The organism is Schinkia acidoalkalinis, from assembly GCF_054301215.1.
This window is the reverse complement of the sequence record NZ_CP182573.1, coordinates 2762369-2782681: the sequence shown is the minus strand read 5'-3', so window position 1 is coordinate 2782681 and position 20313 is coordinate 2762369. Positions and strand designations below refer to the sequence as shown.

Below are 20313 nucleotides of genomic sequence, written 5' to 3'. Positions count from 1 at the left end.
TGTGGGATTTACCACTTGCAAAAAGTGAAAATCTTATTTATAATAAAGTTCGTCATGTTTGCCCTCGTGGTGTAATGGATAACACACAAGATTCCGGTTCTTGTACTGGGGGTTCGATTCCCTCCGAGGGCGTATTTATGGTAAAGCCGCGTCACATGTGGATGCGCGGATTTATTGAAACCGAAACACTCCTGCATGCTGCCAAGCCAGCGTGTGGGGGTGTTTTTTTATTACATAAAGGAAAGTCAACCTTTCTTATAGAATAATATAATAGCTAATCTCATATTCTTAATTAAAGCATTCATATGGTTTAATTTCAGGGAAAATAGGTAAAGCTGAAAAAAGCGCAGGATTACATACGTCTCGTTTGACCTTAATTGACCATGCATGTATATTTAAATTAGTAGGTAAATTACAGATAAGGGAGGATTTTTAATGAACATGCATTTAATTCCAACGGTTATTGAACAAACAAATCGTGGAGAAAGAGCTTATGATATTTATTCAAGACTTTTAAAGGACAGAATCATTATTCTAGGAACAGCGATTGATGATACTGTAGCAAACTCTATCGTTGCTCAGCTTCTATTCTTAGCTGCTGAAGATCCAGACAAAGATATTTCCCTTTACATAAACAGCCCAGGGGGATCGATTACAGCTGGTATGGCTATTTATGATACAATGCAGTTTATTAAGCCTGATGTTTCAACAATCTGTATTGGTATGGCTGCTTCAATGGGTGCATTCCTACTTACTGCTGGTGCTACAGGTAAACGCTTTGCGCTTCCAAACAGCGAAATCATGATTCACCAGCCACTTGGCGGAACACAAGGACAGGCAACAGATATCGAAATTCATGCTAGACGTATTATTAGAATGCGTGAAAAGTTAAATGCAATTATGGCTGAAAGATCAGGACAACCAATTGAAGTCATCAACCGCGATACGGAACGCGATAATTTCATGGATGCTGAACAGGCACGTGAATATGGTTTAATTGATAAAGTAATCACAAAAAGCCAAAACGAAGAGAAAAAATAAATAGAACCACAAAAAAGCTTCCGGCAAGTGCGCGGAAGCTTTTTTGTAAACAGTCAAATTACGGCTGGAATATTTACTAAATATGATCTTTTTCAATAAATTCAGCAAGTTTTTCAATCGCATCCTGTTCATCATGGCCTTCAACAATAAGCTTAATATCTGCACCAGATTCAACGGCTAAACTCATTAAGCCCATGATACTTTTGGCATTTACCTTTTTTCCTTCCTTTTCTAAAAATACGTCAGAAGAAAAGCGATTGGCCTCTTGAACGAACAATGCTGCAGGACGGGCTTGAAGGCCAGTCTTTAACTTTACTGTAACCGTCTTTTCTATCAAAATATTCTCCTCCTTGTCATACACAACCCCATTTTATCTTATTGTAACAGAGTGAGTCACTAAAATTGTTTCGTCATTGTTACAAATCTGTATTATCTCTTTTTTGTAAATTTATACATGCAGTACTTATTCACTAATACGGTTAAGAATTAAAACCGGTTTCACCTATACGTAATTTTTCTGCAATCTCATCAATTTTTCGCAAGCGATGGTTGATGCCAGATTTACTAATCTGTCCGCCTGACACCATTTCCCCTAATTCCTTCAGCGTCACATCCTGATACGTAATTCGTAATTCGGCAATTTCACGAAGTTTTTCCGGAAGTGTTTCAAGGCCAACGGTGTCTTGGATATATCGGATATTTTCAACTTGCCGAATCGCCGCCCCAATGGTTTTATTCAAGTTCGCTGTTTCACAATTAACGAGACGATTGACCGAATTCCGCATATCACGGACAATCCGGACATCTTCAAAATGAAGCAATGCTTGGTGCGCACCAATGATATTGAGAAGCTCGCTTATTTTTTCTCCTTCCTTTAAATACGTAATATAGCCTTTTTTACGTTCCAGCGTTTTTGCATTTAAGTTAAAGGAATTCATTAAATTGCATAACGATTGATTATGTTCTTCATATAATGAAAAAATTTCAAGATGGTAGGAAGACGTTTCCGGATTATTCACCGATCCACCCGCAAGGAAAGCCCCACGCAGATAAGAGCGTTTGCAACACTTTTTCTTTAAAAATTGATCTGAAATCGTCCGAATAAATTTGAATCCATCCCCCAATATGCCAAGATCCTCAAGGATCTCTTTCGCATCTTGAACGAGTCTAACAATATAAACATTGTTTTTTTTCAATCTCATTTTCTTTCTAACTAAAAGTTCAACAGCAATATCATACTCTCTTTTTAGCAATGAATAAATTCTTCTGGCAATCGCGGCATTTTCAGTTTGAACATCAACAGCTATTTTTCGATTCATAAAAGACATGGAACCATTCATTCGAATGAGAGCGGAAAGCTCTGCTTTTGCACAACAATTTTTTATATCAAGTGTTGTTAACTCTTTTTTAGTCTCAGAAGCAAAAGACAAATTTTCACACCCCCTTCTGTTTTCTCAGACACACATTGACGTATGCCCTTACAATAAAGAATATATAACGTTTGCTATCTTTTCAGTATCATGTCGAACTACTCCATTGTTAATCTGGACTAAATCTTTATTGATGATTTCAAGCCCATAGGTTAGCAACTTTTCTCGGTCATATTGAACTGGTTCAGCATTTTCTACTTTATACCTTTGTAAAATTTCAGTTGGGAGCGCGGCGTCATTGACGATGATGCTATCCAAAAATGCGCATTTTAGATGGTCGTATAGTACTTTAACGTGATCACTAGCCGAAAAACCAATCGTTTCCCCCGCTTGCGTCATCACATTGCAGACATATAGTTTTTTTGCTTTAGAGTGGCAAAGCTGCTGGCCAATTTTTTTGACAAGCAGGTTTGGTAAAATACTAGTATATAAGCTTCCTGGACCAATTACAATGATATCTGCATTATTAATTTCATCCAGTGTTTCAGAAAGCGGTTCGACATCAGGTGGAGATAGAAACACACGTTTAATTTTTTTATTGGCATCAGGAATTTTCGATTCGCCCGTAACCACGGTCCCATCTTCCAATTCTGCATGGAGGATAATCCCACGATTTGCTGCGGGCAAGACCTTGCCTTTTACATTGAGTACCTTGCTCATTTCCCGTATACCGCTTACAAAATCACCAGTAATATTCGTCATCGCCGCAAGCAGCAAATTACCGAGGGCATGCCCTGATAGTTCATTGCCCTTACGGAAGCGATGCTGAAACAAGCTTTCAATCAGCGGTTCGACCTCTGATAAGGCTGCTAATACATTGCGAATATCACCTGGCGGCGGTATATGCAAATCATTTCGGAGTCTTCCGGAGCTTCCTCCATCATCAGCCACAGTAACAATCGCAGTGATATCGATTGGGTAACGTTTGAGTCCGCGGAGAAGCACCGGCAACCCAGTGCCTCCACCAATCACTACAATTTTAGGCAATTTTCTCCATTCCATGTATAGTTACCTTTTTCCCTTCCTTTTTTCAATGTCCCGGTGACCACGATTGACAACATAATCTTTTTCAAAATGTTTTCCGATATATTCGGCAATGGTCACAGAACGATGCTGGCCACCGGTACAGCCGATGGCAATCACGAGCTGGCTTTTCCCTTCACGCTTATAATGCGGCAACATAAAGGCTAATAAATCAATTAATTTTTCAAGAAACTTTTGTGTCTCCGGCTGTTTTAAAACATAGGATGAAACCTCTTCATCAAGACCCGTTTTCGGTCGAAGCGAATCAATATAATGCGGATTCGGTAAAAAACGCACATCAAATACCAAGTCAGCATCAATGGGCAGCCCGTATTTAAAACCAAAGGAAATTACATTCACACTAAAAGTTTGCTGACTTTCCTTGGAAAAGCCGCTAATGATTCTCTCCCGAAGCATTCTAGGAGTCAGTTCAGAAGTATCGATAATATGTTGGGCCCGGCCTTTTAATTCATCTAGTATTTCTCTCTCAAGCTGAATTCCTTCCAAAGGCAGGCCGCTTTTTGCTAACGGATGGGAGCGCCTTGTTTCCTTATAACGACTTACCAACACTTGATCACTTGCATCTAAGAATAGAATTTGCGGAGTAATCCAGTTGGCTTCACCGATACTGTCGATTGCATCAACTAAGGTGTCAAAAAACTCACGCCCACGTAAATCCATTACTAAGGCAATTTTATTCATTTTATTACCGGACTCTTTGACTAATTCCATAAACTTTGGCAGTAATGTCGGAGGTAAATTATCCACACAAAAGAAGCCAAGGTCTTCAAAACTTTGAACAGCAACAGTTTTACCTGCCCCACTCATCCCAGTTATAATAACCATCTGAACTTCTTGATTTACTGTAGCCATTTCTATTTTCACCTTTCTATGATGGATCTAGGCGATGGGAAAGGAGTTCAAATTGTGGTGTATACGTGAATGTTCCATACACCTGCCCATTGCCTTTCATGCAATGCTCAAGAATATAGTAATCACCCGGTGCCATCGGTAGCTGCAATACCTCGTCCACCGTGTGCCACTTAATCTTTCCTTCCCTAGACTCCTCGAGATTCACCCCGTCATATTCATCAGCGACGAATGTAAACATCATCCACTCTGAAATGACTTGATCATTCTCTTTAATATTTATTGTAAAAATCCCTTTGACAGTCGGATTTTTCAAAGTAACCCCTGTCTCTTCGAGATACTCGCGAACGACAGATTCTTTTACAGATTCCCCTAACTCCATTTTACCACCCGGTGCAACCCACCAGCCACGGCTTGGCTTTTGCAAAAGAAGAATTTTGTCACCTTTCCGTAGAACACAATTCGTTATCCGCTGCAATACTTTCACCCCTTTTTCCGTACAATCTCCACTAATAGGAGCAAACATAGGCTTCCAGGATATGTGACGAACCCTTACCTTTTCACCAATAAGATAATTATACTATTATTACGGTAAGGTAACAATTTACATCCACAGAAAAGAGAGGCTGTCTTAGTAGTCAGGCACCGCTGCACTCGTTCGCGTGCAGTTGCCTCGTACTAGTAAGAAAACCCCTTTTCTACTTTATGCTTTAATCTTTTCATTTAGTTCTTCAATATAATGCTGTGCACTTTGGGCAGCAATACTTCCATCACCAGTTGCTGTAACAATTTGACGAAGCATTTTTTCACGAATATCGCCAGCTGCGAAAATTCCCGGCACTTTTGTTTCCATTACATCATTTGTTTCAATATAGCCATTCTCATTTGTAATGCCTAAACTTTTGAATGGCTCACTTAATGGCACAAGGCCTACATAGATAAACACACCATCTGTTTTAAAGTCGCGTTGTTCGCCGGTGTTCACATCTTCAATTAAGATGCTGGAGACCTTGCCGTCTGTTCCTTTAATTTCCTTTGGCACGTTATACCACATAATCTCCATTTTCTCGTTTTCAAATGCACGTTTTTGGAGAATCTTTTGCGCACGCAATTCATCACGGCGGTGAATTAATGTTACCTTTGAAGCAAACCGTGTTAAATATACGCCCTCTTCAACTGCAGAGTCCCCCCCGCCAATCACAACTAATTCTTTGCCTTTAAAAAACGCGCCATCACAAACGGCACAATAAGAAACACCGCGGCCGCCCAATTCCTTTTCACCTGGAATATTAAGGTTTTTATGCTGCGCACCAGTTGTAATAATAACGGCTTTTGCTTTATATTGCTTATTGCCGCAATCGACAATTTTGTAGGGATCTTCGTTGATGATCTGTTTGATTTCACCATAAGCATATTCAGCACCGAATTTTTTCGCATGCTCGAACATTTTTGTAGATAAATCAGGGCCTAGAATCGATTCATAGCCAGGGTAGTTTTCAACCTCTTCCGTATTGGCCATTTGTCCACCTGGCATACCGCGTTCAATCATTAACGTAGATAAGTTTGCTCTTGATGTATATACAGCTGCTGTCATCCCTGCCGGACCAGCTCCCGCAATAATGACATCCCAAATTTTTTCTTCACTCATCGTCCAGTTCTCCTTTACCGATTATTTGGCAACGTTTCATACAATTTTGATAAAGAGGCTGTTGATTTGTATACCCCATACCCCTATGCCTGAATTGTACTCAATTTGCCGATTTTCGTCTATTTAAATGCTCATACTAGTTCTGTTATATGATTCATGTATTTTCTTAACGTAGACGTGGAAATCTCATATTTTTCAGCCATATCCTTTTGGGTCACTTGATAATCTTCTGCCCGTAAACAGCAATATTCAATCGCCGCGGCCCAAGCGTTGCTATTTTTAAAACTAACTTGTGAATCAAGGGCATGAACCAAAATTCGAAACCAAAGCATATAAATTTTTTGTTCAAGTACGTGCGGCCATGTACATTGATCAGCAAGTGCATCAATAACATGTAAACCCTCTATTAAACGCAAGTGAAGCATTGAACTTTTGTTACTTAGTTTGTTCAACATTAAATTTGAAAATTCTTTAATGGCCTCTGATTCGTCATTTGCGATAAGATAGGCGTTGATTTCCTCTAACGCCTCATTATTTCCTGAACGATTTAATAAAAGTAAGATTAAAAACTTTTTTTCCTCGCTGTCCGTCTCCTTAAACTGCTGGATCATCGATTGCTGGGCTGCTTTTCCTTTAGGCTGGGATTGGGCTTTCAACCACGGTTCTGCACCTTTTTTCTCAGGATTAAGCTTAATCACTCTCTGCCACATTTCTTCCGCCAATTGCTTGCGGTTTGTGTAATAAGCGGAAACAGCCAGCCAATAATAAAAAGCTCCATCCCCCTCATACCCGAACTTTTGCAGCCAGCGCAGCCATTTAAATGCACTTTCATATTGGCCCAATAATGCAAAAGTAACCCCGAGCTTTGAACGGTGATCCATATCAATCGGATAGACAACGTTCAACTGATTAACGATATGGTCAACTTCCTTGTCACGGCCAAGATAATGATAATAAACCGCTAGATTGCATAAAGCATGAAGATTCCCTTCATTTTTCTTTAGCACATCCTGCGCAATTTTAATCGCTTTACTTACGTTGCCAAGATAAAACTGAGCTAGAGATAAATTGTTATGAGCATACCAAAATTCCGGATACTCCTTCACAATCTTCTGTAGCATCGCGCTTGCTTCTTTTAGCTTTCCATTCTCAAGTAGCTCGCGTGCTGTTTCCTGCCTTACGATGAGCTCGTCCTCTTGACCATGGATGCCATCAAATTCATTTGTTTCAATACTTAAAAGATCTAGCAAATCTTCTGTATCCTCGTAAAATTCACCCTCCGGTGCATTTTCGAGATATTGCTTCGCATACTTTTTTGCTTCTTGAAACAAGCCTAAATAGGCACAGTTATTAGCCAGAAATGAATAGCATTCATACATTTCCGGCTCCAGCTTTTGAACAATTTCAAGCAATATTTCGTTGGATTCATCAAACTCACCCAATTCTGCCAAAACAACAGCAAGCTGACACAAAAATACCGGTTCTTTTGGATCAAATTGGATCGCTCTTTCAAAATATTTCTTCGCTTTATATAACTCGCGTCGGCGATAATATTTAATTCCTTTTTTGAAAAAATACTCTCCATCTTGCGCAAACTGGACAATCTGCCCGATAGCATGGTTCGTATTATATTTACGTGTTTCCATATAACCTCCAATAGTTGGCTATTTCATATGACTTTATAATTACCTAAGTTAGTATATCACACTTCAGCAGTGGACGCTTTAAGATATTGGCGACATTTGTAATGAATTACTATAAAAATTGGAAGGTAAGGAAAAGCAAAATAGAGTATGACCACCGCTGATTTCAAACGGAGCATCATACTCTATTTCAAATAACTTTATTTTGCATGTCTTTCCTCAAGCACTTTTAATACCACATCAAGCGGAAGCTTTTGTTCACGAAGCAAGACAAGCAAGTGGTAAATAAGGTCTGCAACTTCCCATTTTAACTCCTCATGGCTGCGGTTTTTAGCTGCAATGACAACCTCAGTTGCTTCTTCACCAACTTTTTTCAAAATCTTATCTACGCCTTTATCAAATAAATACGTTGTATAGGCTCCTTCCGGCATTTCAGCTTCACGCTCAGCAATGACTTTTTCAAGCTCATTGATGATTGCAAAACGGTCAGAGCCAGTAACTGCAGTAGAAGCTTCACCCTCAGCGAACAGCGAGCCATTGAAGCAGCTGTATGAACCTGTATGGCAGGCAGGACCGGCTGGTACAACAAGTACAACTAACGCATCCTGGTCACAATCATATTTGATATCAATAATTTTTTGGGTATTGCCTGATGTTTCCCCTTTGTGCCAAAGTTCTGCACGCGAACGGCTCCAAAACCATGTTTCTTTTGTTTCCAATGATTTTTGCAAAGATACCTCGTTCATATAAGCAAGGGTAAGCACCTCTTTGCTGACTGCATCTTGAACGATGGCAGGGATTAATCCTTTTTCGTCAAACTTTACTTGTGAAACGTTCATCGAACATTCACTCCTTTTTTCCGGAGATAGTCTTTAACTTCTCTTACTGATGTTTCTTTATAATGAAAAATAGAAGCCGCCAACGCTGCATCGGCTTTTCCCTCAACAAATGCATCGACAAAGTGGTCGGCATTGCCGGCGCCGCCAGAGGCGATGACAGGAACAGTTACGGCCTCGCTCACCGCTTTTGTCAATGCAAGGTCAAATCCGGACTTCTCTCCATCCTTGTCCATACTTGTTAACAGGATTTCACCGGCGCCGCGCTCGACAACCTCTTTTGCCCAGGCGATGACTTCGTAGTCGGTAGCATTACGGCCGCCATGTGTATAAACGCGCCATGAACCTAACGCTTCATCCCATTTAGCATCGATGGCAACAACGATACATTGCGAGCCGAAAAATCCCGCACCTTCTGTTACTAATTCCGGACGCTTAACAGCAGCTGTATTTAATGATACCTTATCGGCTCCTGCCCGTAAAATCCGTTTCATATCCTCTAATGTATTAATGCCACCGCCAACTGTAAATGGAATCGCAAGCTTCGCCGCAACGCGTTCCACAACGTCAACCATTGTTTCACGACCTTCATGGGATGCTGAAATATCGAGGAAAACCAGCTCATCTGCGCCTTCCTGATCGTAAAACTCAGCCAATTCAACCGGGTCGCCTGCATCGCGAAGTTCAACGAATTGGACGCCTTTTACAACACGGCCTTCTTTTACGTCTAAGCAAGGAATAATACGCTTTGTTACCATTAACGATTCACCTCGCTTAACGCTTCCTTCACGGTAAATTGCTTCGTATATAAGGCTTTGCCAACAATTGCACCAGCAACACCGCTAGTTTCATATTCTTTCAGATTCATCAAATCCTGAAGCAGACTGACACCGCCCGATGCAATAACCTCTTTGCCCGTTGCCTCAGCCATTTCGACAATTGCTTTTACATTCGGACCTGAAAGCATGCCATCAGTCGCAATATCGGTAAAAATAAATACTTCAGCACCAGCATCCGCTAATGTTTTACCAAGCTCAGTTGCTTTTACATTGGATGTAGTAAGCCAGCCCTCTGTTGCGACATAGCCGTCTTTCGCATCAATGCCGATGGCAATTTTTTCACCGTATTTAGCAAGCATTGCTTTTACAAAGTCAGGGTCAGAAATCGCTGCACTCCCAAGAATGACGCGGCTCACGCCATTTTCTAAATAAAACGCAACATCCTCTTCCGTACGTATGCCTCCGCCGATTTGCACCTTTACATTCAGCTTGTTGGCCACCTCAAGCACATGCTCATGATTAACCCGCTTTGCCGCTTTGGCACCATCAAGGTCAACCATGTGAATCCACTCGGCCCCTTCATCAGCAAACACCTTTGCCATTGCAAAAGGCGAGTCCCCATAAACCGTTTCTTTATTATAATCCCCTTGTAAAAGACGAACGCATTTGCCGCCGCGCATATCGATTGCCGGATAAATCGTAAATGTCATCTTGCATTACCTCCCTTCAACAATTCCTGCAAAATTCATGAGGATGGACAAGCCAATTTCACTGCTTTTTTCCGGATGGAACTGTGTGCCGTACACATTGTCCTGTCCTACTACGGCTGGCACTTCAACGTCATAGCTGCTGCTTGCTAGAACAACATCAGGGTTCGCTGGCTCCGCATAATAGGAGTGAACAAAGTACACGTGGCCTTGTTCAACATTTTGCAGTAATGCCGATTCCGGATGGTGGAAATTCAGCTTATTCCAGCCCATATGGGGCACCTTATATTTTTCACCAGCAGCCGTTACGCCTGGAAATTTCACGATTTTTCCTTTTAAAAATTGTAAGCCGGTAGTGATGCCATTTTCTTCGCTTTCTTCAAATAAAAGCTGCATCCCTAAGCAGATGCCTAACAGCGGCTTACCGTCGGCAACTTCATTTTTTATAAAAGTGGCTAAGCCAGTTTCATTTAAAATCGTCATCGCGTCGCGAAACGCGCCAACGCCCGGTAAAATCAAACCCTTGCAATTATGGAGTTTCTCTTGATCATCCGTAACAATATAATTGTAGTTCATTCGTTCAAGCGCTTTTGAGACGCTGTACAAATTCCCCATCCCGTAATCGATGATTCCGATCATTATAACATTCCTTTCGTTGATGGGACCCCTTTGACACGCGGGTCGATCATCGTTGCTTCATCTAAGGCACGACCAAATGCTTTAAAAATCGCTTCAATAATATGGTGGGTATTCTGTCCGTAATGAACGATGACATGCAAGTTCATCCGTGCTTCAAGCGCCAGCTTCCATAGAAATTCATGAACAAGCTCTGTGTCAAACGTGCCAACACGTGCACTTGGGAGCTCCGCACGAAACTCAAAGTGTGGACGGTTGCTCAGGTCAACCACAACCTGTGCCAACGCTTCATCCATTGGTACAAACGCATTGCCGTAGCGCTTGATTCCCTTTTTATCACCTAACGCTTCTCTTAGGGCTTGTCCTAAGCAAATGCCGATATCCTCAGTTGTGTGGTGATCATCAATTTCCACATCACCAACAGCATCAATCATTAAATCAAATTGACCATGCTTTGTAAAAAGATCAAGCATATGCGTTAAAAACGGCACGCTTGTTTCCAGATTTGATTTTCCTTCACCATCAATAGCAAAGGAAAGTTTAATATCCGTTTCATTTGTTCTTCTTTCAATACTCGCTTCGCGTGTCATCCTGGTTTCCCTCCTAGTAAGGCGTTATTTATGTTAATTACTATCATTTCAACCGTTGTTCCACTGCACGGGCATGGGCTTCTAATCCTTCAAGCCGTGCCAACGCTGCAATTTTATGGCCGTTTTCTTGGACAGCTTTTTTGCTGTACGAAATGATGGATGATTTTTTTACAAAATCATCAACATTTAATGGGCTTGAGAAACGAGCCGTGCCGTTTGTTGGTAAGACATGATTAGGCCCGGCAAAATAATCTCCAATTGGCTCTGAGCTGTTTTCTCCTAGGAAAATCGCGCCGGCATGGCGGATTTGTCCGATAATGCCGATTGGGTCTGTCGTCACCACTTCAAGATGCTCCGGTGCAAGTTCGTTCACGGCGTCAATTGCCTGTTCCAACGTTTCCGTAACGTAAATCGCACCATAGTCACGAATGGAGGCACTCGCTATTTCAACCCGTGGCAAGCTCGCAAGCTGCTTTTCTACTTCCTCCGCAACCTTTTCAGCAAGTTCCATAGAAGGAGTAACAAGTACGCTTGAGGCTCTCTTGTCATGCTCTGCTTGGGAAAGTAGATCTGCTGCGACATAGGCTGGATTTGCACTGTCATCAGCAAGTACAACAATTTCACTTGGGCCAGCAATCATATCGATTGCGACATCGCCAAATACCTCACGCTTAGCTAAAGCTACAAAAATATTTCCCGGTCCAGTTATTTTATCAACTGCTTTAATTGTTTCCGTTCCATAAGCTAAGGCGCCGATTGCTTGAGCACCGCCTGCCTTGTAAATTTCTTTCACACCACATTCGTTGGCGGCGACAAGTACACCTGCTGGCAGCTTGCCGTCTTTACCTGGAGGTGTAATCATCGCAATCCGTGGAACACCGGCAACCTGTGCAGGAATAACATTCATCAATACGGATGACGGATAGGCAGCTGTACCGCCTGGAACGTAAACACCGACTGCATCCAATGAGGTAATTTTTTGACCCAAAATCGTTCCATCAGGAGCCGTAGTAATCCATGATTGGCGAACTTGGCGGCGATGATAATCACGAATATTTTCCGCTGCTTCGCGAATGTAACCGACAAGCTGTTCGTCGACGATGCCATATGCCTCTTCAATTTCTTCAGCTGTTACTTTTAAAGATGTAAGCTTAACACCGTCAAATTTAGCAGTGTAATCAAAGAGCGCTTGGTCGCCTTGTTTCTTTACATTTTCAAGAATTGCTAACACCGCATTGCGCTGCTCTTCTGTTCCTGAGTCTAAATCTCGTTTTAATGATAGTGATTCTGTTACTTTTTCGATTTTCATTTATTTCTCTCCTTCAATGACGGTTGATAAGCGCTCAACCATTTCATCGATCACTTGATCCTTCATCCGGTAGGAAACTGGATTTACAATCAAACGTGAAGTAATGTCTTGAATGCGTTCAAGCTCCACTAAGCCGTTTTCCTTTAATGTACGCCCTGTCGATACAATGTCGACAATCCGCTCTGCCAACCCAATTAATGGGGCAAGCTCAATCGAGCCGTTCAGCTTAATGATTTCAACCTGCTCCCCTTGTTCACGGAAGTATTTAGAGGCAACATGTGGATACTTTGTCGCAATTTTTGGTGCCACACTCACTGCTCTAGCTGTTGGTAAGCCAGCCACCGCTAAATAACAAGCACTGATTTTCAAATCCAGCACTTCGTAAACATCACGATCTTCTTCAAGCATAACGTCTTTTCCGGCAATGCCGAGATCTGCTACACCATGCTCAACATAGGTCGCCACATCCATCGGCTTCGCTAAAATAAAGCGCATATTTTCTTCCGGTACATCTATGATTAACTTCCGGGAATCATCAAATTCGGGAGGAAGCTGATAGCCTGCTCGTCTTAGTAGTTCGGCTGCTTCTTCAAAAATTCGCCCTTTCGGCATCGCAATCGTTAACATTTCTGAACTCATAGCCCGCTCTCCTTCCCAGGTTTCCCGATACAATAGGCAACATCTTGATAACGTTTTGTAAATAAATCAACATCTTCAATTCCGGCAATATCTTGAAGAACAACTCTTACGCCCTTTTCGCGCTTACTTCGTGCAAGCTCAATTGCTTCCTGTCTCCGTTCATGGCTAAAAATAATCAGTGAAAGCGGAGCTGCCGTTTGTGTCCCGCCCAAGGCTTCAATTAAGCGATCCAACCGGATGGCAAAGCCTGTTGCCGCTGTAGGGCGATTGAATTTCTCAAGCAACTGGTCATAACGTCCACCACTGCATAATGAGAAGCCAAGGTTTTGTGCATGTCCTTCAAATAAAACGCCGGTGTAATAACTCATATGACTGACAATATTTAAATCAATTTTAATATTGTCGGTCACACCATAACATTCTAATTGGCTCCACAACAAGTCAAGCTCTTCAATCGCTTTTCTTGCGCTTCTATTTTCCGTCATTTCCCGGGCATCAGCGATAATTTGCTGGCCGCCGCGCAGCTGCAATAGATTTAATAACTGCTGTTTATCTATTGAAGAAAGCGTCAAGCTTTTGACGTGCTCTCGATAGCCAACGTAATTTTTTTCATATAAAAAGCGGCGAAGTGTATTGGCGCGCTCCTCATTTCCTAAAATATCAACAAATAAAGCATTCACAAAGCCGACATGGCCGATCGCTACTGAAAAATTTTCTAGGCCGGCACTTTTCAAAACAGCGACCATTAACGCAATCACTTCAGCATCAGCACTTGATGTTGCATCACCGATCAGCTCAACACCAACTTGCTCAAACTCTGCCGGGCGGCCGCCTTCCCGCTGTTGCGCGCGAAATACGTTCGCATCATACGCCAAGCGTAACGGGTAGCCTTCCCCTTTCATTCTGGACGCTGCCACCCTGGCAATCGGTGCCGTCATGTCGGGACGAAGCACCAATGTATGTCCTTGTTGATCAAGCAGCTTAAAAAGCTGTTGGTTTGAAATAGCGGACGCAGTGCCGACTGTGTCAAAATATTCTAATGTCGGCGTTTGGATGGATTGATAGCCCCACGCCTGGATTTCTTGCATCATTTTATTTCGAGCTTGCTTTTTCGTTTCATAAAGCTCAGGCAAGGTATCTCTCATCCCAAGCGGCTTTTCGAACATAAATAGCTTAGACATATTTCCGACTCACCCTTTTCATAAAATCCTTTAGTTCGCTAATGTGCTAACAAGATAAAGCTAGTTTACATCTAAAATAGAGAAGCGTCAATATAAATGCTATAGTTATGAAAATATTTTACTTATATTTTATCAAATAGGCCCGGGGTACCAAACAAATCCCCGAGCCTACATTTAATTTATTTTATTAATCAAAACTATTTTGTTCTTGCTCCTGTTCCCTTGCTTCCATTTCCTCTTTCGTATAGATAATCCGCATCGGATTGCCACCGACAAATGCGCCGGCAGGAACATCCTTGTGAACGAGCGTTCCTGCTGAGACAATTGCGCCATCACCGATCACCACACCCGGCAAAATCGTCGAATTTGCGCCAATCAAAACCTCACTGCCAATCCAAACGTTCCCCAAGCGATACTCTTTTATCAAATATTCATGGGCAAGAATCGTGGTGTTGTAGCCAATGACCGTGTTGTTTCCAACTTTTATTTTTTCGGGAAACATAATATCAGGCATGACCATTAGGGCAAATGATGTATTCGAACCGACTTCCATATGTAAAAAGTTGCGGTAAAGCCAATTTTTCAGCGGCAAAAATGGGCTATAGCGAGCCATTTGAATCACTACAAAGTTTTTAACGACCTTCCAAAACGGAACCGTTTGGTACACCTGCCACAATGAATTCGCCTCTGTCACACGATAGCGGGTCGTCCTCCTGCTCACTTATTTAATCCCCCAAGGATGTCGATTAAATCAGACATTTTTTCAAGGATAAAATCTGCATGAAGGCTTTCTACATACTCCCGGCCTTTCAATGCCCAAGACACAGCTGCTGTGCGTGTTCCTGCATTTTTCCCGCCCTCAATATCATGCTGATTATCACCGACCATGATCGCATTCTCTGGCTTTGAGCCTAGGCGCTCCAACGCTTTTAAAAGCGGCTCTGGATCCGGCTTTGCATGTACAACATCATCTAAAGCAATGACGACATCAAAAAACTGGTCAAGCTTTGTTAAGCGCAGCCCCATGTCAACGGTAAAACGCTTCTTCGTTGTCACAATCGCAAGCTTGTAGCCTTTTTCATGTAAAGCTTTTATTGTGTCATACACACCCTCAAATTCAGTCACAAGCTCATCATGTCTTGAATGGTTATAATCGCGGTAAGACTGCGCCATCTCCTCCGCCTTCTCCGCATTGAGCTTGTTGAAGCTTTCCATGAGCGGTGGTCCCATAAATTGCAAAATATCCTCTTTTTTATATTGACCAGGAAAGTAATGATCAAGTGTGTGCTGAAATGAGGCAACAATCAAATCGTTTGTATTAATCAATGTTCCATCTAAATCAAAAAGCAATGTATCAACCTTCATATGTCGCTTCCTTTCTGCTATTTAAATCCACTCGTTTCCAAATCAGGGCAACAATCGATGTCAGCAGTATCGCCACTATTAATCGAATGACCAACAACGGCCAAACAGGAATTCCCAGTGGTGCAAAAATTAATGTGTCTTCAATCACGGCATGGCAGGATACTAAAAAGATAAACGCTAAATATAAATCCTTCTTTGAAACGCCATCCTCTTTTACAGCCTGCACCATTACACCAGCACCGTAGGCAAGGCCAAACAAAATACCGGCCGCAAGCGTTGTTGACGTATTGGCCTTCATCCCTAATAATTTTAAAAACGGTGCCATCCATCTTGAAAAATGGTCAATTAATTTAAAATCCTTCAAAAACTGAATCATCACCATCAATGGAATGACGATCATGGCCAGCTCTAAGATCCCTAATGATGCTTTTTCAAGTCCTTGTAAAAACATCGGCCCAAGACCGCTCACATGCTCACTGGCTGTATTTGAAACCAAACCGTAATGTGCTGCTCCGCTCCCACCATGCCAGACAAGGTTAATCACAAATGCTGAAAGAATGGAGAGAGAAAAACGCACAGATAGAACAATCCATAATTTCACGCCTACTTTTGCAGCAACCGCCGCTTCAATAATCAAGCTATGGCAAAAGGACAGCATCATCGCCAAAATGAACACTTCTTTTACTGTTAAATCCAAACTCAAAACCGCACCAATGGCCGCATAAATGTTGAGCACATAGCCTAGCACCAACGGAATAGCCGCGTCTCCTGATAATCCTAAAAACCCCATCAAAGGTTCAATCAATTTGACAAGCCAATCAAGGACGGGGGTATATTGCAGCAATGTAATCACCAATGTAATCGGAAAAATAATCTTCCCCAAAATCCAAGTTGTTTTTAAGCCAACGATGAAACCTTTTTTGATTGTGTTCAAAGCTGCTCTCCCCTAATAAGATTTATCTTGATCTAAATAACGCACCTTTGCATAGCCTTTTGAGCGTCGGTACCACCAAATAATAACCGCAGCCACAACTAAAACGATTGAAATAACCTGGGCTATACGGAGATGAGACGTCAACATTAAGCTATCAGTCCGTAAACCTTCTACAAAGAAGCGGCCGATTGAATACCAAATTAAATAACTTAAAAAGAGTTCACCGCGCTTCAAATTCACTTTTCGTAATGACATCAAAATGATAAATCCAACGAAATCCCATAGTGATTCGTATAAAAAAGTAGGATGGTAATAAACCCCATTAATATACATTTGATCGATAATAAATTTAGGCAGATGCAATCCTTCTAAAAAGGCACGGGTCACTTCCCCGCCATGGGCTTCCTGATTCATGAAGTTACCCCAACGGCCAATCGCTTGTCCTAGGATAATGCTGGGCGCCGCAATATCCGCCAGCTTCCAAAATGATATGTTTCGCTTTTTAGTAAAAACATAGCCAGTAATCACTGCCCCGATTAAACCACCATGAATGGCAAGTCCACCTTCCCAAATTTTTATAATTTCCCCAGGGTGTTGCGCATAGTATGGCCATTGAAAAATAACATAGTATGCCCTTGCCGATAATATGGCGATGGGAATGGCATATAAAACAAGGTCCATAAATATTTCCTTAGCAAACCCCCTGCGGATGCTTTCTCGCTGGGCAATCCATAGCCCAAGCATCGCTCCACAGGCAATAATGACACCATACCAATAAATTGTGAATGGCCCTACATGTAAAAAGACACGGTCAAGATGCTGAATATTGGATTCCATCATTTCACTTCCTTATGTATTTTACAGATCATCGTGCTCTGCTTCTTCAATAACATCTGTCAAACGATTCGAAAACTGCTCAGCTGCGTTCACACCCATTCGCTTCAAGCGGAAGTTCATGGCAGCCACTTCTATAATAACTGCCAAGTTACGTCCAGGGCGAACAGGTACCGTAAGCTTTTGAATTTCTGAATCGATGATTTTTATTTTTTCTTCATCAAGGCCTAGCCTATCATAAACCTTCGTTTGATCCCAAAGCTCAAGGTTAATGACCAATGATATTTTTTTATTACTGCGAACGGCTCCGGCACCAAACAATGTCATTACATTAATGATGCCAAGGCCGCGAATTTCCAGTAAATGTTTAATCAAATCCGGTGAGTTCCCAATTAATGTATCCTGATCTTCCTGGCGGATTTCTACACAGTCATCGGCTATTAACCGATGGCCGCGCTTCACAAGCTCCAGTGCCGTTTCACTTTTACCAACACCACTTTTTCCGGTAATGAGCACGCCAACCCCATAAATATCCACTAAAACGCCGTGGATAGCAGTAGTTGGAGCTAGAAGACTTTCCAAATAATTGGTTAGGCGACTGGACAAGCGCGTCGTTTTATAATGAGAACGAATCACAGGAACATCATTTTCTTTAGCTGCTTCAATTAATTCAATCGGCGCCTCCTGGCCTCGTGAAATAATAATGCCCGGCGTTATATCCGTACATAACATTTCCATTCGTTCTTTGCGAAGCTCAGGATCCAACTCGGAAAAGAAGGAAAGCTCCGTTTTTCCTAATAATTGCAGACGCTCCGCCGGATAATAATCGAAAAATCCCGCCAGCTCAATCCCAGGACGCGACAAATCACTTGTCGTTATGGGGCGGTTCACGCCATCTTCTCCGCAAATCAGTTCAAATTTAAATTTCTCAAGCACATCGATTGTTCGGACTTTTACCATGTTTCGGCTTCCTCCACTATCCGTTCATACTTTTTTATATTTTAGCATTTTTTTGCATAAACACGAAATTTTATATTACTGTTAAGGCGGTAGTGAAGGAACACCCACGAATTTTAAAAATAAAAAAAGAAAACGTCCCTGCTCAATAAGCAGGAACGTTACTAATCTTTCTTGTTGCTCAGCGGCTCGATGATAATTTTCTGGATCAGTACATTCAAGATTGAGATAAAAACAGCTGCCATAATCGCTGCGCCAAAACTAGAAATCTCAAATGCCGGGCCCATGATAAGGTCCGTCACCATCAGCGTCGCGGCATTAATGACAAATAGGAAGAGCCCGAATGTAAAGACGGTAACCGGCAGCGTTGCTAATACTAAAAACGGCTTCACGACCACATTTAATATCGAAATAATGAAACTGGCAATAATTGCAGAGAAAACAGTATCAATGTAGAATGATTTAAAATACCCCGCCACCACAATAAGGACTAGGCTATTGACAAGAATATGGGCGAGCCATTTCATCCATCAATCACGCCATCATCATATGGAATAACAAATAGTAAGATAAAATAAATAAACGCTAGCGGAAACCCGCCGGTCCCAATTAAACAGAGTACAAAGATAACCCGCAATATGGTCGCATCGATTCCAAGATATTGGCCCAGGCCGCCAAGTATGCCGGCCAACTTTTTGTTTGACCGCGACCTGTATAATTTTTTCCCCATCACTCTACATCCTTTCTATTTTGTTGATTGTTCATGTTTATAAATTTCCCACCGTGATTGAGCCCGCGTTGGAGCTGGCTTCAATATAGAGGGTTCCAGTTTTCCCTCTATTGGCAATGAAGGTTAATTCCTTTTGAATTACATCTTTTTTCTCTTCTAAAATCTCCAAATCTGTTAATTCACATTTGAAACCGCCGATATTGGATTTAATTTTACCTTTGACCTCAAGTTCGGTTGGTAAAAATAAATCGATGCTGCCTGTCTTTGTCGTGATTAAGGCCATTTTGCTGTTTGCATCGGTTAATTTGCAAGTAATATTGCTGCTGAAGCTCTGCAAATCAACTTTTTCAAAAGCACCGTAAACATTAATCATGCCATTAATGGTCTCCGCCTCTACTTCTTTTGAAATACTGTCCACTATTTTTATATGCCCGTTTGCTGTTTCAAATTCAAAATCCTGTCCATTTACAGTAGCAAAATCAATATTTCCATTTGCTGTATTTACTTTTAATTTATGAACGTCGAGGTCTCCCCCCTGAACATGTCCATTAAATGTGCGAATTTGAATTTCGTTGTATATGGATTTCGGAATATAAAGCACCATATTCATTTTGATTTGCTTCGGCTCGACTGAAAATCTCATCCTGTCGCCATCTATGGAGAAGCGGACATTTTTTAAAAAATACGTTTTTGCTTCTTCAAGGGAATGGGTATTGTAAATCTTGGCATTACATTCAATCCGTACATCCTGTTCATTCCATTTGATTATTTTAATATTCCCATTTGATATATCTAGATTAATATTGGCCAAATACACATCGCGATGCTGAAAAATATGATGGACTTCCTGATAGGGACCAAAATTAAAGTCCAAGTCCACATCCTTAATTTTTTGCAAGGCACTATCGATAAAATCTGTAAATTTATCGATAAACGACGGCCGTTTATAATTTTTCTGTTCCCCGCTTGATTGGGTAGAATCATAGTTTACAAATGTGGAAGGCTGGGTGCTGGATACCGGCTCATCTTCCTGCCCGCCCGCTTGCTTCGGCTGATCCAAAGCCTCTAGTAACACGAGCGCTTCTTCCACAGTAATTTTTCCCGACTCGACCATTTGTAAAATTTGCTTGCGTTCCTCATTCATTGTTTGTTCCTCCCTTA

Annotated in this window: 24 protein-coding genes and 1 tRNA gene; 2 read left to right on the top strand and 23 right to left on the bottom strand. The window is 41.7% G+C overall.

Going from position 1 to position 20313, the window contains the following annotated elements:
* Positions 1 to 60 precede the first annotated feature (60 nt).
* Positions 61 to 132 (top strand) — tRNA-Arg (locus ACNQFZ_RS14070).
* 309 nt (positions 133 to 441) lie between these two features.
* Complete coding sequence (gene clpP / locus ACNQFZ_RS14065) at positions 442 to 1041, top strand: ATP-dependent Clp endopeptidase proteolytic subunit ClpP (protein ID WP_458415394.1); 600 nt, start codon at positions 442 to 444, stop codon at positions 1039 to 1041.
* Between the two features lie 76 nt (positions 1042 to 1117).
* Here the strand turns inward: clpP and ACNQFZ_RS14060 are convergent, their stop codons facing one another.
* The 23 genes from ACNQFZ_RS14060 to ACNQFZ_RS13950 all read right to left on the bottom strand — a co-directional run bounded on the left by ACNQFZ_RS14060 (position 1118) and on the right by ACNQFZ_RS13950 (position 20296).
* Positions 1118 to 1378 (bottom strand): HPr family phosphocarrier protein, encoded by a 261-nt coding sequence (locus tag ACNQFZ_RS14060; RefSeq protein ID WP_458411964.1) that lies wholly within the window; start codon positions 1376 to 1378, stop codon positions 1118 to 1120.
* A gap of 142 nt (positions 1379 to 1520) precedes the next feature.
* The gene (whiA, locus tag ACNQFZ_RS14055; RefSeq protein ID WP_458411963.1) at positions 1521 to 2471 is read right to left on the bottom strand and encodes a DNA-binding protein WhiA; all 951 of its coding nucleotides are present in this window, start codon (positions 2469 to 2471) and stop codon (positions 1521 to 1523) included.
* A gap of 48 nt (positions 2472 to 2519) precedes the next feature.
* A complete protein-coding gene (locus ACNQFZ_RS14050) occupies positions 2520 to 3473 on the bottom strand; it encodes a gluconeogenesis factor YvcK family protein (RefSeq protein ID WP_458411962.1) in 954 nt (317 codons plus the stop codon).
* Positions 3474 to 3479: 6 nt separating this feature from the next.
* Positions 3480 to 4367 carry an RNase adapter RapZ gene (gene rapZ, locus ACNQFZ_RS14045; protein ID WP_458411961.1) on the bottom strand — a complete coding sequence of 296 codons (888 nt, stop codon included), beginning with the start codon at positions 4365 to 4367 and terminating at the stop codon, positions 3480 to 3482.
* Between the two features lie 16 nt (positions 4368 to 4383).
* On the bottom strand, positions 4384 to 4851 hold the full coding sequence (locus tag ACNQFZ_RS14040) for an NUDIX hydrolase (RefSeq protein WP_458415393.1): 468 nt from the start codon (positions 4849 to 4851) through the stop codon (positions 4384 to 4386).
* A gap of 216 nt (positions 4852 to 5067) precedes the next feature.
* Positions 5068 to 6012 (bottom strand): thioredoxin-disulfide reductase, encoded by a 945-nt coding sequence (gene trxB / locus ACNQFZ_RS14035; RefSeq protein ID WP_458411960.1) that lies wholly within the window; start codon positions 6010 to 6012, stop codon positions 5068 to 5070.
* Between the two features lie 131 nt (positions 6013 to 6143).
* A complete protein-coding gene (locus ACNQFZ_RS14030) occupies positions 6144 to 7658 on the bottom strand; it encodes a tetratricopeptide repeat protein (protein WP_458411959.1) in 1515 nt (504 codons plus the stop codon).
* 197 nt (positions 7659 to 7855) lie between these two features.
* The gene (hisIE, locus tag ACNQFZ_RS14025) at positions 7856 to 8494 is read right to left on the bottom strand and encodes a bifunctional phosphoribosyl-AMP cyclohydrolase/phosphoribosyl-ATP diphosphatase HisIE (protein WP_458411958.1); all 639 of its coding nucleotides are present in this window, start codon (positions 8492 to 8494) and stop codon (positions 7856 to 7858) included.
* The gene (gene hisF / locus ACNQFZ_RS14020) at positions 8491 to 9249 is read right to left on the bottom strand and encodes an imidazole glycerol phosphate synthase subunit HisF (protein WP_458411957.1); all 759 of its coding nucleotides are present in this window, start codon (positions 9247 to 9249) and stop codon (positions 8491 to 8493) included. The genes hisIE and hisF overlap by 4 nt, the downstream gene beginning before the upstream one ends.
* Positions 9249 to 9980 carry a 1-(5-phosphoribosyl)-5-[(5-phosphoribosylamino)methylideneamino]imidazole-4-carboxamide isomerase gene (hisA, locus tag ACNQFZ_RS14015; protein ID WP_458411956.1) on the bottom strand — a complete coding sequence of 244 codons (732 nt, stop codon included), beginning with the start codon at positions 9978 to 9980 and terminating at the stop codon, positions 9249 to 9251. The genes hisF and hisA overlap by 1 nt, the downstream gene beginning before the upstream one ends.
* Before the next feature lie 6 nt (positions 9981 to 9986).
* Positions 9987 to 10616 carry an imidazole glycerol phosphate synthase subunit HisH gene (gene hisH / locus ACNQFZ_RS14010; protein WP_458411955.1) on the bottom strand — a complete coding sequence of 210 codons (630 nt, stop codon included), beginning with the start codon at positions 10614 to 10616 and terminating at the stop codon, positions 9987 to 9989.
* Positions 10616 to 11203, bottom strand: coding sequence for an imidazoleglycerol-phosphate dehydratase HisB (gene hisB / locus ACNQFZ_RS14005; protein ID WP_458411954.1), 588 nt, complete (start codon positions 11201 to 11203; stop codon positions 10616 to 10618). The genes hisH and hisB overlap by 1 nt, the downstream gene beginning before the upstream one ends.
* Positions 11204 to 11246: 43 nt before the next feature.
* Positions 11247 to 12512 carry a histidinol dehydrogenase gene (gene hisD, locus ACNQFZ_RS14000; protein WP_458411953.1) on the bottom strand — a complete coding sequence of 422 codons (1266 nt, stop codon included), beginning with the start codon at positions 12510 to 12512 and terminating at the stop codon, positions 11247 to 11249.
* The gene (gene hisG / locus ACNQFZ_RS13995) at positions 12513 to 13151 is read right to left on the bottom strand and encodes an ATP phosphoribosyltransferase (protein ID WP_458411952.1); all 639 of its coding nucleotides are present in this window, start codon (positions 13149 to 13151) and stop codon (positions 12513 to 12515) included.
* Positions 13148 to 14332, bottom strand: coding sequence for an ATP phosphoribosyltransferase regulatory subunit (locus tag ACNQFZ_RS13990; RefSeq protein WP_458411951.1), 1185 nt, complete (start codon positions 14330 to 14332; stop codon positions 13148 to 13150). Before ACNQFZ_RS13990 ends, hisG begins: the two co-directional genes overlap by 4 nt.
* Before the next feature lie 187 nt (positions 14333 to 14519).
* Positions 14520 to 15053, bottom strand: a complete 534-nt coding sequence (locus tag ACNQFZ_RS13985; RefSeq protein WP_458411950.1) for an acyltransferase — start codon at positions 15051 to 15053, stop codon at positions 14520 to 14522.
* Positions 15050 to 15697 (bottom strand): pyrophosphatase PpaX, encoded by a 648-nt coding sequence (ppaX, locus tag ACNQFZ_RS13980; RefSeq protein WP_458411949.1) that lies wholly within the window; start codon positions 15695 to 15697, stop codon positions 15050 to 15052. The genes ACNQFZ_RS13985 and ppaX overlap by 4 nt, the downstream gene beginning before the upstream one ends.
* Positions 15687 to 16631: a nucleoside recognition domain-containing protein gene (locus tag ACNQFZ_RS13975; RefSeq protein WP_458411948.1), complete on the bottom strand. Its 945-nt coding sequence runs from the start codon at positions 16629 to 16631 to the stop codon at positions 15687 to 15689. The genes ppaX and ACNQFZ_RS13975 overlap by 11 nt, the downstream gene beginning before the upstream one ends.
* Positions 16632 to 16643: 12 nt before the next feature.
* Complete coding sequence (lgt, locus tag ACNQFZ_RS13970; protein ID WP_458411947.1) at positions 16644 to 17471, bottom strand: prolipoprotein diacylglyceryl transferase; 828 nt, start codon at positions 17469 to 17471, stop codon at positions 16644 to 16646.
* A gap of 18 nt (positions 17472 to 17489) precedes the next feature.
* Entirely contained in the window at positions 17490 to 18425 is a 936-nt protein-coding gene (gene hprK / locus ACNQFZ_RS13965) for an HPr(Ser) kinase/phosphatase (protein ID WP_458411946.1), read from the bottom strand.
* 161 nt (positions 18426 to 18586) lie between these two features.
* Complete coding sequence (locus ACNQFZ_RS13960) at positions 18587 to 18949, bottom strand: phage holin family protein (protein ID WP_458411945.1); 363 nt, start codon at positions 18947 to 18949, stop codon at positions 18587 to 18589.
* Complete coding sequence (locus tag ACNQFZ_RS13955) at positions 18946 to 19152, bottom strand: PspC domain-containing protein (RefSeq protein WP_458411944.1); 207 nt, start codon at positions 19150 to 19152, stop codon at positions 18946 to 18948. Before ACNQFZ_RS13955 ends, ACNQFZ_RS13960 begins: the two co-directional genes overlap by 4 nt.
* Before the next feature lie 37 nt (positions 19153 to 19189).
* Positions 19190 to 20296, bottom strand: a complete 1107-nt coding sequence (locus ACNQFZ_RS13950; protein WP_458411943.1) for a DUF4097 family beta strand repeat-containing protein — start codon at positions 20294 to 20296, stop codon at positions 19190 to 19192.
* Between the last annotated feature and the right edge of the window lie 17 nt (positions 20297 to 20313).

Coding starts and splice junctions, on each gene's coding strand:
- trxB (WP_458411960.1), bottom strand. CDS start 6,012: ATGAGTGAAGAAAAAATTTGGGATGTCATTATTGCGGGAGCTGGTCCG.
- ACNQFZ_RS13950 (WP_458411943.1), bottom strand. CDS start 20,296: ATGAATGAGGAACGCAAGCAAATTTTACAAATGGTCGAGTCGGGAAAA.
- ACNQFZ_RS13990 (WP_458411951.1), bottom strand. CDS start 14,332: ATGTCTAAGCTATTTATGTTCGAAAAGCCGCTTGGGATGAGAGATACC.
- hisD (WP_458411953.1), bottom strand. CDS start 12,512: ATGAAAATCGAAAAAGTAACAGAATCACTATCATTAAAACGAGATTTA.
- rapZ (WP_458411961.1), bottom strand. CDS start 4,367: ATGGCTACAGTAAATCAAGAAGTTCAGATGGTTATTATAACTGGGATG.
- hisB (WP_458411954.1), bottom strand. CDS start 11,203: ATGACACGCGAAGCGAGTATTGAAAGAAGAACAAATGAAACGGATATT.
- hisH (WP_458411955.1), bottom strand. CDS start 10,616: ATGATCGGAATCATCGATTACGGGATGGGGAATTTGTACAGCGTCTCA.
- clpP (WP_458415394.1), top strand. CDS start 442: ATGCATTTAATTCCAACGGTTATTGAACAAACAAATCGTGGAGAAAGA.
- hisG (WP_458411952.1), bottom strand. CDS start 13,151: ATGAGTTCAGAAATGTTAACGATTGCGATGCCGAAAGGGCGAATTTTT.
- lgt (WP_458411947.1), bottom strand. CDS start 17,471: ATGATGGAATCCAATATTCAGCATCTTGACCGTGTCTTTTTACATGTA.
- ACNQFZ_RS13960 (WP_458411945.1), bottom strand. CDS start 18,949: ATGAAATGGCTCGCCCATATTCTTGTCAATAGCCTAGTCCTTATTGTG.
- ppaX (WP_458411949.1), bottom strand. CDS start 15,697: ATGAAGGTTGATACATTGCTTTTTGATTTAGATGGAACATTGATTAAT.
- hisF (WP_458411957.1), bottom strand. CDS start 9,249: ATGGTAACAAAGCGTATTATTCCTTGCTTAGACGTAAAAGAAGGCCGT.
- hisA (WP_458411956.1), bottom strand. CDS start 9,980: ATGACATTTACGATTTATCCGGCAATCGATATGCGCGGCGGCAAATGC.
- ACNQFZ_RS13955 (WP_458411944.1), bottom strand. CDS start 19,152: ATGGGGAAAAAATTATACAGGTCGCGGTCAAACAAAAAGTTGGCCGGC.
- hisIE (WP_458411958.1), bottom strand. CDS start 8,494: ATGAACGTTTCACAAGTAAAGTTTGACGAAAAAGGATTAATCCCTGCC.
- hprK (WP_458411946.1), bottom strand. CDS start 18,425: ATGGTAAAAGTCCGAACAATCGATGTGCTTGAGAAATTTAAATTTGAA.
- ACNQFZ_RS14050 (WP_458411962.1), bottom strand. CDS start 3,473: ATGGAATGGAGAAAATTGCCTAAAATTGTAGTGATTGGTGGAGGCACT.
- ACNQFZ_RS14030 (WP_458411959.1), bottom strand. CDS start 7,658: ATGGAAACACGTAAATATAATACGAACCATGCTATCGGGCAGATTGTC.